Annotated in this window: 14 protein-coding genes; 7 read left to right on the top strand and 7 right to left on the bottom strand. The window is 66.0% G+C overall.

Annotation, left to right across the window (positions count from 1 at the left end; all coding sequences use genetic code 11):
* The first annotated feature begins 11 nt into the window (after positions 1-11).
* The 6 genes from ACJMKZ_RS01205 to pufC all read left to right on the top strand — a co-directional run bounded on the left by ACJMKZ_RS01205 (position 12) and on the right by pufC (position 3,755).
* Complete coding sequence (locus ACJMKZ_RS01205; RefSeq protein WP_405231363.1) at positions 12-257, top strand: hypothetical protein; 246 nt, start codon at positions 12-14, stop codon at positions 255-257.
* A gap of 118 nt (positions 258-375) precedes the next feature.
* Positions 376-588: a light-harvesting antenna LH1, beta subunit gene (gene pufB / locus ACJMKZ_RS01210; protein ID WP_405231364.1), complete on the top strand. Its 213-nt coding sequence runs from the start codon at positions 376-378 to the stop codon at positions 586-588.
* A 12-nt stretch (positions 589-600) separates the two neighbouring features.
* Positions 601-807: a light-harvesting antenna LH1, alpha subunit gene (pufA, locus tag ACJMKZ_RS01215; RefSeq protein WP_405231365.1), complete on the top strand. Its 207-nt coding sequence runs from the start codon at positions 601-603 to the stop codon at positions 805-807.
* Positions 808-921: 114 nt separating this feature from the next.
* Entirely contained in the window at positions 922-1,746 is an 825-nt protein-coding gene (gene pufL, locus ACJMKZ_RS01220) for a photosynthetic reaction center subunit L (RefSeq protein WP_405231366.1), read from the top strand.
* Between the two features lie 15 nt (positions 1,747-1,761).
* A complete protein-coding gene (gene pufM / locus ACJMKZ_RS01225) occupies positions 1,762-2,742 on the top strand; it encodes a photosynthetic reaction center subunit M (RefSeq protein WP_405231367.1) in 981 nt (326 codons plus the stop codon).
* The gene (pufC, locus tag ACJMKZ_RS01230; RefSeq protein ID WP_405231368.1) at positions 2,739-3,755 is read left to right on the top strand and encodes a photosynthetic reaction center cytochrome PufC; all 1,017 of its coding nucleotides are present in this window, start codon (positions 2,739-2,741) and stop codon (positions 3,753-3,755) included. Before pufM ends, pufC begins: the two co-directional genes overlap by 4 nt.
* A 107-nt stretch (positions 3,756-3,862) precedes the next feature.
* Here pufC and ACJMKZ_RS01235 read toward each other — a convergent pair whose 3' ends face one another.
* Positions 3,863-5,149 carry a DUF3422 family protein gene (locus tag ACJMKZ_RS01235; RefSeq protein ID WP_405231369.1) on the bottom strand — a complete coding sequence of 429 codons (1,287 nt, stop codon included), beginning with the start codon at positions 5,147-5,149 and terminating at the stop codon, positions 3,863-3,865.
* A 127-nt stretch (positions 5,150-5,276) separates the two neighbouring features.
* On the opposite strand from ACJMKZ_RS01235, the gene pap reads away from it, so the two are divergent.
* Positions 5,277-6,791: a polyphosphate:AMP phosphotransferase gene (gene pap / locus ACJMKZ_RS01240; RefSeq protein ID WP_405231370.1), complete on the top strand. Its 1,515-nt coding sequence runs from the start codon at positions 5,277-5,279 to the stop codon at positions 6,789-6,791.
* Between the two features lie 25 nt (positions 6,792-6,816).
* Here the strand turns inward: pap and ACJMKZ_RS01245 are convergent, their stop codons facing one another.
* The 6 genes from ACJMKZ_RS01245 to ACJMKZ_RS01270 all read right to left on the bottom strand — a co-directional run bounded on the left by ACJMKZ_RS01245 (position 6,817) and on the right by ACJMKZ_RS01270 (position 13,316).
* Entirely contained in the window at positions 6,817-7,815 is a 999-nt protein-coding gene (locus ACJMKZ_RS01245) for an ABC transporter ATP-binding protein (protein WP_405231371.1), read from the bottom strand.
* 9 nt (positions 7,816-7,824) lie between these two features.
* The gene (locus ACJMKZ_RS01250) at positions 7,825-8,808 is read right to left on the bottom strand and encodes an ABC transporter ATP-binding protein (protein ID WP_405231372.1); all 984 of its coding nucleotides are present in this window, start codon (positions 8,806-8,808) and stop codon (positions 7,825-7,827) included.
* Entirely contained in the window at positions 8,805-9,731 is a 927-nt protein-coding gene (locus ACJMKZ_RS01255) for an ABC transporter permease (RefSeq protein ID WP_405231373.1), read from the bottom strand. The genes ACJMKZ_RS01250 and ACJMKZ_RS01255 overlap by 4 nt, the downstream gene beginning before the upstream one ends.
* Positions 9,728-10,681 (bottom strand): ABC transporter permease, encoded by a 954-nt coding sequence (locus ACJMKZ_RS01260; protein WP_405231374.1) that lies wholly within the window; start codon positions 10,679-10,681, stop codon positions 9,728-9,730. Before ACJMKZ_RS01260 ends, ACJMKZ_RS01255 begins: the two co-directional genes overlap by 4 nt.
* A 2-nt stretch (positions 10,682-10,683) precedes the next feature.
* Complete coding sequence (locus ACJMKZ_RS01265) at positions 10,684-12,540, bottom strand: ABC transporter substrate-binding protein (RefSeq protein WP_405231375.1); 1,857 nt, start codon at positions 12,538-12,540, stop codon at positions 10,684-10,686.
* 89 nt (positions 12,541-12,629) lie between these two features.
* Entirely contained in the window at positions 12,630-13,316 is a 687-nt protein-coding gene (locus ACJMKZ_RS01270; protein ID WP_405231376.1) for a copper resistance protein NlpE N-terminal domain-containing protein, read from the bottom strand.
* Between the last annotated feature and the right edge of the window lie 157 nt (positions 13,317-13,473).

The raw sequence follows: 13,473 nt of genomic DNA on the forward strand, positions 1-13,473 counted from the left end.
AGAGAGAACTGATGGCTGAAATTCACAAGACCATGGCTGCAAGAGCGAGCCTGTCGGCCCGCGGCGCTAAGCAGTATCACCTGATATTCGCGGTGGGATTCACGATCTTCCTGATGATCGCGATAGCCGCGCGGGCAGGGCGACTGTTGCCGCGGCGCCGGCGCAACGTGCCCCCGGGCGCGCCGGCCGACATGTCGATATTCGAAGAGGCCCGGGCCATGGCGAACACCTACGTGCCGTTCGCCTTCATGGCCTGAGTCCGGAAGTTTCGTCCCTTGAGGGGACGGGAAGGGGTCGTGGTCCTGGTCACGGCCATCCCCGCCGCGCGGGATTTGCGCGGTAACCGGCCGCGAGGCCGATCTGGAGGTGAGATATATGTCTGAGTCTTTCACCGGGCTGACAGACGAACAAGCACAGGCTTTCCACAAGCTGTTCGTCGTTAGCTTCATCGTGTTCACGGCAATCGCCATCGTTGCGCACTTCCTCGTGTGGCAATGGCGGCCGTGGCTTCCGCCGGAAGGTGGCTATGCGTCCCTCATCGATGGTGCGCGGATGGCTGCTGAACCGCTCATCCAGTACCTGGCATAGGGAGGACAGAATATGTGGCGTTTATGGCAACTATTCGATCCGCGGAGGACGCTCATCGCGTTGTTCACGTTCCTTTTCGTGCTGGCCCTGTTGATCCATTTCATCCTGCTCAGCACGGATCGGTTCAACTGGATAGAGGGCCCGAGGGCTTCGGCCACGGACCTGCCGGCGGTCACCGCACCGCTGGATCAACCCGCAAGGGTCGCCAGACTGACGTAACCGCGTCGACCGTCGGAGGTGGTGGGCAGGCCGGGACCTGCCCGACCCTGCCCACCATCCTCCGCGGACTATGTGGTGCCGCGTGCGAGCGCGGCCCTGACGGAGAATAAAGCGATGGCGATGCTCAGCTTTGAAAGAAAATATCGCGTCCGCGGCGGTACGTTGATCGGTGGCGACCTGTTCGACTTCTGGGTCGGTCCCTTCTGGGTCGGCTTCTTCGGGGTCACCACCATCTTCTTCACCGTCCTCGGCACGCTCCTGATCATCTATGGCGCGGCGATAGGGCCGACCTGGAATATCTGGCAGATCAATATCGCACCGCCGGATCTGAGCTACGGTCTCGCCCTCGCACCGCTGAAGGAAGGGGGGCTCTGGCAGCTCATCACCTTCTGCGCGCTGGGCGCGTTCAGCTCCTGGGCGCTGCGCCAGGCGGAGATATCACGCAAGCTCGGCATGGGGTATCACGTCCCCATCGCCTTCAGCGTGGCCATCTTCGCGTACTTCACGCTCGTAGTGATCCGCCCGGTGCTGCTGGGTGCCTGGGGGCACGGCTTCCCCTACGGGATCCTCAGTCACCTCGACTGGGTGTCCAACGTCGGCTACCAGTACCTGCACTTCCACTACAACCCCGCGCACATGATCGCGGTGACCTTCTTCTTCACGACGACACTGGCACTGTCGCTGCACGGCGCGCTGATCCTGTCGGCGGCCAACCCGAAGAAGGGCCAGGTGGTGAAAGGCGGCGAACACGAGAACACCTACTTCCGTGACGCGATCGGCTATTCCATCGGCGCGCTCGGGATCCACCGCCTCGGCCTGTTCCTGGCCCTGTCGGCCGGATTCTGGAGCGCTGTCTGCATCGTGATCAGCGGCCCGTTCTGGACGCGCGGCTGGCCCGAGTGGTGGAACTGGTGGCTCGATCTGCCGATCTGGCGCTAGGAAAGGGGACAAGCAATGGCGCAATACCAGAACATATTTACCCAGGTGCAGGTGAACATGCCGCCCGAGTCCGGCGTGGCCCTGCCGCCCGGGAGCTGGCCGCGGCTCGGTTCACCGAGACTGCAGTACTGGTTCGGCAAGATCGGCGACGCCCAGGTGGGCCCGTTCTATCTGGGCTGGCTGGGACTGTCCTCGCTCATCTGCGGCTTCATAGCCATCGAGATCATCGGCCTGAACATGTGGGCCTCGGTGAACTGGGATCCGATCCAGTTCGTCCGGCAGCTGCCATGGCTCGCCCTCGAGCCGCCGTCGCCGGAGTACGGTCTCAGTCTGCCACCGCTCGCGGAAGGCGGCTGGTGGCTGCTGGCGGGTTTCTTCCTGACCGCATCCATCGGGCTGTGGTGGCTCAGGATGTACCGGCGCGCCCGCGCGCTCGGCATGGGTACCCATGTGGCATGGGCCTTCGCGGCCGCCATCTGGCTGTACCTGGTGCTCGGTTTCATCCGGCCGGTGCTGATGGGCAGCTGGGGTGAGGCGGTGCCGTTCGGCATCTTCCCTCATCTCGACTGGACCGCGGCCTTCTCGATCCGCTACGGCAACCTTTTCTACAACCCGTTCCACATGCTGTCCATCGCCTTCCTCTATGGGGCGACATTGCTCTTCGCGATGCACGGTGCGACGGTGCTGGCGACGGGACGCTACGGCGGCGATCGCGAGGTCGAGCAGATCGTGGACCGTGGCACCGCCTCGGAGCGCATGGGCCTGTTCTGGCGCTGGACCATGGGCTTCAATGCCAACATCGAGTCCATCCACCGCTGGGCGTGGTGGTTCGCGGTGCTGTGTCCGCTCACCGGCGGCATCGGCATCCTGCTGACCGGCACGGTGGTCGATAACTGGTACCTGTGGGGTGTCAAGCACGGCATCGCTCCGGCCTATCCGCTGGTCTTCCCCGAAGTACCGGCCGATCCGGGCATGCTGCCGGGAGGTCCGCAATGAGAAACTGGACAATGAAGCCCGCAGGGTTGCTGTTGACGGCCGCGCTGTTGCTTGCCACGGCGGGCTGCGAGTGGCCGCCCCAGGAGACCGAACAGGTCGGCTATCGCGGTACGGCCATGGAGCTCGTCAAGAGTCCCGAGAGCATCGCCGCGAACGCGGACCTGCATGCGGTGCCGGCACCCCAGCCGCCGACGAGCACCGACGGCCCGAAGGCGAGGGTTGTCTACCAGAACGTCCAGGTCCTCGGCGACCTGTCCGTGGGCGAGTTCACGCGCCTGATGCTGGCGATCACCGAATGGGTGGCGCCGGAGCAGGGCTGCAACTACTGTCACGTCGGCGAGAACTTCGCCGACGACTCGCTGTACACGAAGACCGTTTCGCGGCGGATGCTGCAGATGAACCTGGATATCAACGGCAACTGGCAGGATCACGTCAAGCAGACGGGTGTGACCTGCTACACCTGTCACCGCGGTCAGAACGTGCCAGGGGAGATCTGGTTCGACCAGCTGCCACGGGAGTCGGCTGCCGGCTTCACGGCCGACAACGGCACGCAGAACATCGGCGGGATGTCGGCGGTGGCCTATTCGTCGCTGCCCGGGGATCCGTTCGACCAGTTCCTCGACGACTATCGTCAGGTACGCGTGATTGCCGAGACCGCATTGCCGCAGAAGAACAACCGGGGTGCGAGCATCCAGGCCACGGAATACACCTACGGCCTGATGATGCACATGTCCACATCCCTCGGCGTGAACTGCACCTTCTGCCACAACTCCCGGGCCTTCGCCCAGTGGGATCAGAGCACGCCCCAGCGACTCACCTCCTGGCACGGTGTGAACCTGGTGCGGAATTTGAACGCCGAGTACATGGTGCCCCTGCAACCGGTCTACCCCGAGAATCGCCTCGGGCCGAAAGGCGATGCACCGAAGGCGAACTGCGCCACCTGCCATCGCGGCGTGAACAAGCCGCTGAACGGTCAGAGCATGTTGCCGGATTATCCCAACCTGGCCCCCTGAGGACCGGCGCGGGAGACAGGAATCGGCGAGCGGTCGGCCAGAAACCGCACCGATGGTAAAGCGCCGCCTCGTGCGGCGCTTTTCTTATGGCGCCGCCGTGCGCCGGCCTAGGCTTCTTTTTCGACTCGACGTCTTACCCGGCGGATGAGGAACCACACCAGTGCCGCCACCGGTATGACCGACAGCGCCGACAGCACCCGGCCGCTCGGGATCAGCCCCACCTGTTCCATCAGGCCGTAGGGCCGGTCCAGGAGGCCGACGGAATAATAGGTGATGGCGGCCACGGACAGCCCTTCCACGGTGGTCTGCAGCCGCAGCTGCATGCGGCTGCGTCGGTCCATGGACGAGAGCAGCGTCCGGTTCTGTTCCTGCAGGTGCAGGTTGACCCTCGCCTGCAGCAGCGAGGTGGCCGAGGAGAGACGGCCGGAGATCTGCTGGATCTCGGACTGGATGGCCGTGACCGTGCGCATGGCCGGGCCGAGCCGGCGGCCGAGGAACGTCGAGAGCATCGGCACCCGGCCGAACGGCTCCTCGTCGAGCGCCTCGAGCCGCTCGTTCACCAGCTGGTAATAGGCACGGGTCGCGCCGAAGCGGAAACTCGCGCGGGTCTGCAGCTCTTCGAGGCTGCCCGACAGTTCGGTGATGTCGATCAGGATCTCGCGCTCGGCCTCCATGGTATCCGCGTGGCGCAGCTGCTCCAGCAGCGCCGACAGGCCGGTGTTGATGCGGGCGAGCTCGGCGGTCATGCTGCGCGCCAGCGGGAAGCCCAGCAGGGCGAGGATGCGATAGGTCTCGAGTTCCACCAGCAGCTGCAGGAGCTGACCGGTCTGCGCCGGCCTGAGGTCGCCGACGAAGACAACATAGCGTGCGCTGTCGTCGCCGTGCAGCCGGAAACTGGTCCAGACCGTCGCGTGCCCGCCCATCACCCGGGCACCGGTCACCGTGTGGTTCTCCAGGTGCTCACGGACCTTGCTCGCGTCGATTTCGGTGTAGTCGTCCGGGATCAGTTTCACGCTGTTCTGAATCATGAGGCGGCCGGGCAGCTCGGCGAGCCACTGCTCCGGCACCACCCGCTTGCGCACGAGCATGCCGTCCGGGGATTCGCTCTGCCAGATGAACAGGTAGGAGCAGAATTCACGATGCCGCTCGAGCCGCACGTTGTACCCGTCGCCCTCGAGCAGCAGGGTGTTCGATCTGGTCGCATCGGCGGGCGGTGACTGGCCGATCAGGCCGTAGAAATGGCCGATGATGTCGTCCGCGTCGACGTCCGCCGTCATCGTGACCAGGTGCCGGACCGAGGTGGGCGGGGTGATCTTCGGGAACGGCCGCGCGTGGATCTCTTCGTACAGTCGCTGTGCCGTGGCATCCAGCTTCGCGGCAGATTGCTCTTCCATGCTCGACTCCCGGTGCCCTTGCTTCGTCGCGCCCGCCAGCATCCTAGCATCGCGCCGGGCGATGCGCCCGCCGGCCGCGTTAGAATGCGACATTACGACCCGATTACGGATTGCCCACGGAGCAGCCATGTTCGATACCGCCGAACTCGGCCAGAGCGTCGCCAAGGCCGAATTCAAGGAGCGCGAGAAAGCCCTGCGCGGCGAGCTGCTGGAGCTGCAGTACCGCACCCTCGAGCTGGCCCGTTTCCCGGTCATCGTCGATTTCGCCGGCGTCGACGGCGGGGGCAAGTCCACGACCGTGAATATCCTCAACAAGTGGATGGACCCCCGCTTCGTGCGCACGATCGGCTACCAGGATCCCACCGAAGAGGAGCGGGCCCGGCCCCGCTTCTGGCGCTACTGGCTGGACCTGCCGCCGAAGGGACGCACCGGCCTATTCCTGAGCGGGCGCTACTCCCGCCCGTTGCTGCAGCGGGTCTACGGCGAGCTCGACGAGAGCCGGTTCGACGACCGGCTGGGCGAGATCATCCGCTTCGAGAATGCGCTGGGCGACGACGGCGCGCTGATCCTGAAGTTCTGGATGCATCTCAGCCGCGACCGGCAGAAGGAGCGGCTGGAGGCTTTGTCGGCCGACCCGGCCCTTGCCTACAAGGTAGGCGAGCAGGACTGGCGCAACCATGAGAATTACGACACCTTCGTCGCCGCCGCGGAGAAGATCATCACGCGCACGAACCGGGCGCTGGCGCCCTGGTACATCGTGGAGGGTGCCGAGGAGAACTTCCGTCATCTGCGGGTCGGCGAGATCCTGGTCGCGGAACTGCGGCGCCACCTGGAGCAACACGAGCGTCAGGCCGCGAAGGAGGGCCGGTCCGAGCCTGCGCCCGTGCGGCGCGAGGACGGCGATGAAGACGCGGCACGCAGACTTACGGTCTTCGACCGGCTGGACCTCTCGCTGGCCCTGCCGCGCCGCGATTACAAGAAGCGGTTGAAGAAGAGCCGCGCCCGGCTCGGCGAACTGGCCCGGCAGGCCACGGCCGAGGGGCTGTCGACCGTGCTCGTGTTCGAGGGCCCCGATGCGGCGGGCAAGGGCGGCGCCATCCGCCGCACCGTCTGGGGCCTGGACGCGCGCACCTACCGGGTGCATCAGTTCGCCGCGCCCACCGAGGAAGAGCGCGCCCAGCATTATCTCTGGCGCTTCTGGCGGCGCCTGCCGAGGGCGGGGCACGTGGCCATCTTCGACCGCAGCTGGTACGGCCGCGTGCTGGTGGAGCGCACGGAGGGCTTCGCTAGCGAGGACGAATGGCGCCGTGCCTACAACGAGATCAACGATTTCGAGTGGCAGATCACGGATAGGGGCATGCTGCTGATGAAGTTCTGGCTGCACGTCGGCAAGGAAGAGCAGCTGATCCGCTTCCGCCAGCGTGCCGAGTCAGCCTACAAGCACTGGAAGCTGACCGACGAGGACTGGCGCAACCGGGAGCGCTGGGACGACTACGCCGTGGCCGCCCACGACATGATCCAGTACACGAGCACCCGTACGGCACCGTGGATCCTGGTGGAAGGCGATGACAAGCACTACGCGCGGCTGAAGGTGATCGACGCCATCGTCGAGCACCTGGAGCAGAAGCTGAATCAGGCCTAAGCGCCGGCGCCGCTCCGCCGGAGACTCAGGCCGGCGCCGCGCCGGCGTCGGTATAGAGGTGGCAGCGCACGTAATGGGGTTTCGCCGCGGTGCCCGCATTGACCTTCGGCGGCACTACCTCCCGGCACTGCGGCATCGCCTCCGGGCAGCGCGGATGGAACGGACAGCCCGACGGCGGGTGCATGGGCGAGGGCACGTCGCCGCCCAGGACGATGCGTTTCGACTTCCGCTTCACGTCCGGCACCGGTATGGCCGACATCAGCGCCCGGGTGTAGGGGTGTTTCGGATCCCTGTACAGGTCCTCGCTGGTGGCGAACTCCACCAGCGCGCCGAGGTACATGACGCCCACGTCGTCGCTGACGTGCTGGATGACGGCCAGGTCGTGGGAGATGAAAAGGAATGCCACGCCGTACTCGCGCTGCAGCCGGGCGATGACGTTCAGCACCTGGGACTGCACCGAGACGTCCAGCGCAGACACCGGCTCGTCGGCCACGATGAAACTCGGGTTCAGGGCCAGTGCCCGGGCGATGCCGATGCGCTGGCGCTGGCCGCCGGAGAACTCGTGCGGGTAGCGCGACAGCACCTGCTTCCTGAGGCCGACGATGTCCAGCAGTTCCTCCACGCGCCGGCGGCGCTCGGCGGGGGTGCCGATGCCGTGCACGTCCAGCGGTTCCTGGATCGTCTGGCCGATGAGGCGCCGGGGGCTGAGCGAGGCGTAGGGATCCTGGTAGATGATCTGCATCTCCCGGCGCTTGGCCTTCATGGCCTCGGCGGACAGCGCCAGGACGTCCTCGCCGTTCAGATGCACCGCGCCGCCGGTCGGCTCGGTCAGGCGCAGCACCGCGCGCCCCAGCGTCGACTTGCCGCAGCCGGATTCGCCGACCAGGCCCAGGGTGCGCTGGCGCTCCAGCTCGAAACTCACCCCGTCCACGGCGCGCACCCAGGCCCGCACACGCCGGAACATTCCGCCCCGCACGGGGAAGTGTTTCTTCAGATCGACGACTTTCAGCAGCGGGGTCGGCACGGTGCCTCCTCAGGCCAGCGGATGGAAGCAGGAGACCGCGGCGGGCGCGCCGGGGCCGCCGTCCAGGACGGGGCGCTCGCGGCGGCAGTCGTCGCGAACCCGCGGACAGCGGTCCGCGAAACGGCAGCCGGGAGGCAGGTGCATCAGGTCGGGCACCATGCCGGGTATCACCGGCAGCTCGGCGAGCTTCTCGGCCCGTAGCCGCGGGATGGAATCCAGCAGGCCTCGGGAATAGGGGTGCCGGGGCGTCTCGAACAGGCGGTCGATCTCGGCCCGCTCGATGACCTCGCCGCAGTACATGACCAGCGCCCGGTGGCAGGTCTCGGCCACCACGCCCAGGTCGTGGGTGATGAGCACCACCGCCATGTGGAATTCTTCCTGCAGCTTCACGATCTGCTCCAGCACCTGGGCCTGGGTCGTGACGTCCAGCGCGGTCGTGGGCTCGTCGGCGATCAGCACCTTCGGGTCGCAGGAGAGCGCCATGGCGATCATCACCCGCTGGCGCATGCCGCCGGACATCTCGTGCGGGTATTCGTCGATGCGTTTGTCCGGCACCGGGATGCCGACCCGCGCCAGCATCTCCACCGCCACGGCCCGGGCCTGCCGGCGAGTGTATTGCTTGTGCCGGCGCAGCACGTCGACCATCTGGCTGCCCACGGTCAGCACCGGATTCAGCGCCGTCATCGGCTCCTGGAAGATCATGGAGATCTCGTGGCCGCGCAGGTCGCGCAGCTCCTCCTCGGGCATCTTTACGAGGTCGCGCCCGCCGAGAATGATCTCGCCCGAGACGATGCGTCCGGGCGGCGAGGGGATGAGGCCCAGTATGGACAGCCCCGTCACCGTCTTGCCGCAGCCGGACTCGCCCACGATGCCCAGCGTCTCGTTGGGATACACGTCGAAGCTCACCCCGTCCACGGCGCGCACCGGTCCGTAGCGGGTGGTGAACTCCACCACCAGGTCGCGCACGCTCAGCACCGGCTCGCGGGCGCTCACGGCTGGGCCACCTTCTTCGGGTCCAGCGCGTCCTGCAGCGCGTCGGAGAACATGTTGAACGCCATTACCAGACCGAACAGGAACACCGAGGCCCAGACGAAGTTGTTGAAGTAGCCCGCCAGCACCTCCAGCGTGGATTCGGAGATCATCAGCCCCCAGCTCACGCCGTCCTGCACGCCGAGGCCCAGGAACGACAGGATTACCTCGGACTTGATCGCGGCCACGAACACGATGGTGGCCTGCACCAGCAGGATGTGGAACGTGTTCGGCACGATGTGGCGGAAGATGATGGTTGTCTGGGGCACGCCGATGGCGCGGGAGGCTTCCACGAACTCGAAGTTCCTGAGCTTGATCACCTCACCGCGCACCAGCCGGCCGGTGGTGGTCCAGAACACCGACACCATGGCCACGTGCATCGACCAGGCGTTGCCTTCCAGCGCGAAGGCCACGGCGGCGACGAACAGGTAGAAGGGGATGGAGTCCAGCACGCCCTTCATCCACAGGATGATCTCGTCGATCCACGTGCCGCTGAAGAAGCCGGCCAGGGCGCCGAACAAGGCGCCGATGATCGTGGACAGTACCGCCACGATCAGGCCGATCTCGAAGGCCGTCTTGGTGCTGTAGACCGCCCGCTGGAAGATGTCCTGGCCGATGATGTTGGTGCCGAACCAGTGCTCCGCGCTCATGGGCGCCCACTTGGGCCCTTCGACGTCGCTCCACTCCATGCCCCAGACGCCCAGCCACACGCCGAGAGCCATGACGAGATAGGCGAAGACGACGCCGAGTCCGACCATGCCCGCGCGGTCGCGGCGGAACTTGTAGACCGCCTTGCCCCAGATGGATTCGGCGCGGTCGGGTTCGGCCGACGGGTTGGGATCCACGCCGCCGCGCAGCTGGTCCGAGGTCTGCGGTATCGCACTCATTTCAGCGACACCCTGGGGTCCACGGCCCGGTACATGATGTCGGTGAGCAGCAGCGTGATCACGAAGAGCACGGCTGTGAGTCCGACCACCGCCTTCAGCACCGGCTGGTCGCCCGTCGTGATGGCGTCAAAGGTCACCTTGCCGACGCCCGGGATGCCGAAGTAGCTCTCGATCAGCAGGCTGCCGCTCACGATCACCAGCGGGATGGAAAACATGATGCGGGTGATGATCGGGATGGCCGAGTTCTTCAGGATGTGCTTGTACAGCAGCTTGCCCGGGGGGATGCCGAAGGCCCGTGCCGTGCGCACGTGATCCCGGGTCATCTCCTCCACCAGCACGGCCCGGTAGAAGCGGGTGTTGTAGCCCAGCGCCACGAACACCGTGGCCAGCGTCGGCACGGTCACGTACATCACGTAGTCGTGCAGCGAATGCACGTTCCAGCCGCGCACCGGGAACAGGTTCAGCCCGTAGCTCGAGGAGAGCAGCAGCTGGAAGCCGATGATCACGATGAGGAAGGACACGCTCATGCCCACCACCGAGAAACCCATGATGGCCTTGTCGATCCAGCCGCTGCGGTGATAGGCGGCGACGAGCGCCAGCAGGATGCCGAGCACGTTGCCGAGGATGAACCCGGGTGTGATCAGGGCCAGCGAGATGGGGATGCTGCGGCCGAGCATCTCGCTCACCGGTTCGCCGGTGGAGTCGGACAGCCCGAAGTCGAGCGTCACGAGTTCCTTCAGGTATTCGCCGTAGCGCACGAAGAACGGCCGGTCGTAACCGAGTTCCCTGCGGACTTCGGCTATCTGCTCCTCGGTGGGATTCTTGCCCAAGAGCTCGTAGGTCTGGTCGGGCCCGAAGTAGACCATCAGCAGGAAGCTCACGAAGGTAACGCCCAGTATCAGCGGGATGCCGCCGACGAGCTTGCGGACGGCGTACTGCAGGGTCTCCATACTCAGGTTTCCCCGGTGCCGTCGGCGATGTCCACGAAGCGCAGGAAAAAGCCGCCGACGATCTGGCGGTCCGGCATGGCGATCACGTCCTTGTGCCAGAGGTAGACCCGGGTGCGGGACAGGCCGGTGATGGCCACGCAGTCGTCGATGATCAGCTGGTTCATGCGGCGGTAGAGCTCGGTGCGCTCCGGGCTCGGCAGCATCACCGCCGACTGCTCGTACAGGCGGTCGTACTCTTGATTGCGCCAGTTCGCGTCGTTCGAGCCGGGCGAGCCGTTGGGGCCGTAGAACAGCTGCAGCGTGTTCTCGGCGTCCGGGTAGTCGAGGCCCCAGCCCTTGGCGACCAGGGGCAGACGGCTCTGGGAGACGTCCTTGATGAAATCCCCGAAGGTCGCGTACTGCTTCAGCACGATCTTCTCCCGGGGATAGCCGATCTTCTTCATGAAGCCGCGGAACTGCTCGTAGAACAGCCGCTGGCTGACGCCGGCCTGGGCGCCGTAGACCAGCTCCGGGAGGTTGTCCGCGTTCCAGCCGTGCTCGGCCAGCAGCCGGCGCGCTCCCTCGATATCCAGCGTGACGCTGTCCCGGGACAGGTCGGGATCGAACTCCGGTACCGCCGGGGTGATGACGCCGGGGAACACCTCGCCGAGACCGAAGTAGAAGCTCTCGTTACGCCGGTACCAGTCGAAGCCCTTGATCATGGCGCAGCGCAGGGCGTGATTGCGCCGCTCGCGCTCCGGGTCCTCGTTGTAGCCGATCTCCGGGAAATCCATGTTGAAGGTCATGAAGACGAAACCCGCCTCCACGCCATGGTGCATGTGGTAGCGCTCGGCGATCTCCGGCGCGGGCGTGATCGGGTCCTTCGAGGCCAGGATGCGATCGACCTGTTCGTTGGGCACCGTCAGGTACTGGATTTCGTTGCCTTTGGTAAAGGAATTCCAGCGCGCGGCGTTCTCCGTGATGAAGTCGATCTGCAGGCGGTCGACGAACGGCGGCGCGCGCCCCTCGATGGCCTCCACACCGGTGTAGGCCTGGGTGGCCGGGTCGTAGCCCTCGGCCGTGAGGTCCACCGGCTCCTGCCGGAAGTCCTCGTTGCGCTCGTAGACCACCCGGGAGGAGTCGTAGGAGATCACACGGAACGGCCCGGAGCCGACCGGATGGGAGCCGAACTCACGCCCGTACATCTCCACCGCCTCCCGCGGCACGACCGCGGCATAGCCCTGGGCGAGGGTGTAGACGAACTGTGGGTAGGGGTTGGTCAGGCGCACCTCGACGGTGTAGCGATCGACCGCGCGCAGACCCTCGACTTCGGCGTCGTAGTTCGAGCCGGCGTCCTTCCATTCGTCCAGCCCGACGATGCGCCCCTGCCACAGCCAGGCGCCGCGCGGCCGCTGCGAGGGATCGAAATGCCGCTTCAGGCTATAGACGAAGTCCTCGGCCGTGACCTCCCGGCCGATGCCGTCCTCGAAGGCGGGATCGTCGATGAAGTGCACGCCCTGCTTGATGCGGATGCGATAGACCAGGCCGTCGTCGGAGATCTCCGGCATCGCCGCCGCCAGGTTGGGGGTGACCTCGTAGGGCCGCGCCAGGTATTTGAACCGGTACAGGGTGTCGTAGGCGTTCAGGACGACCGTATTGGCGTAGATGTTGGAAGACTGGACGGGATCGATGGTGGAGGGAGCCCCGTCCAGGGCGTGGCGGTAGACCTTGACGCCCGCGGGAGCGGGGGGAGCCGCCGTATTGGTGGCATCGGCCGCGGCCTGCTCGGGCTCGCCGCAGCCGGACAGCACGAGCATGCCGGCGCAGGCCAGCACGATGGGGACGACACTCTGGATTATGATACGTCGCGGATGGGCCATGCCCCGTCTCCGCCCTTCAGGCACAAGCGGCGAAAACTACCACTTCCGGCCCCCGTGCAACAGGACCCGGCGTTCGTTTTTCCTTTCGCTCAGGGACAGCGCCGCCCGGGCTGCAGCTGCACCAGTTCCTCGACGAGGAGAGCATCGCCGTTATCCGTCCGTTCGAGCCGGCCGCGGACTCGCGCCAACGCGTCCTCGCCACGGGGTACCCGGCCGTACTGGTGCAGCAGGCGGCGGTAATCTCCCCGCGGGGCGATCGGCCAGGTGAGGCCGCTGCGGCATTCGCGGAAACGGCGCTCCCCTTCGGCGACCCGGTATTCGCCCTCCAGCACGATCGTATCGGTGAACGGCACCAGATCGCCGCTGCGCTCGAGGCGATGAGGCAGGTCGGAGGCCACCCGCATGGCCAGCAGGCCGGGTCCGCGGTGGTCGAACACGCGCTCGGGCCCGCCGCTTCGCAGCCGGAGCGCAGGCTCGTCCTCGTCCCACTCCCAGCGTCCGATGCCGTAGTAACGCTCGCCGCCGCCGTCGTCGGCCAGGTAGTGCTGGCGCAGGAAGAAGGCACCGTCCGGGCGCAGCCACAACGTGACCTCGATGCCCGGGCAGTCGGCGCAGGGGAAGGTGCCTTTCCATAATCCGGAGGAGGGAGCGGGGACCGGTAACCGACCACCTGTCCGGGCGCTGTCGTCGCCGTCGGTACAGCCACCGAGCAGCAAGAGGGGAGTCAGCAGCCAAATCCATGACCACAATGACTTTTTTCGCCCTGTCACGCCCATTGTGCTGTCCGTTCGGACAGTTTGTGCTTCGCGTCGTCAGACATAAATTGCGCAGCCAGTCAACCCTGTGGTTATACTGAGCCCAGATATACGAACGATAATAAGTCGCCCTTCCAGTAAGTCATCGTCCCCTAATAAGAACCTTTGGCTCAAGGGT

Source organism: Lentisalinibacter salinarum, assembly GCF_040706555.1.
Taxonomy (GTDB): Bacteria; Pseudomonadota; Gammaproteobacteria; order Steroidobacterales; family Woeseiaceae; genus Lentisalinibacter; species Lentisalinibacter salinarum.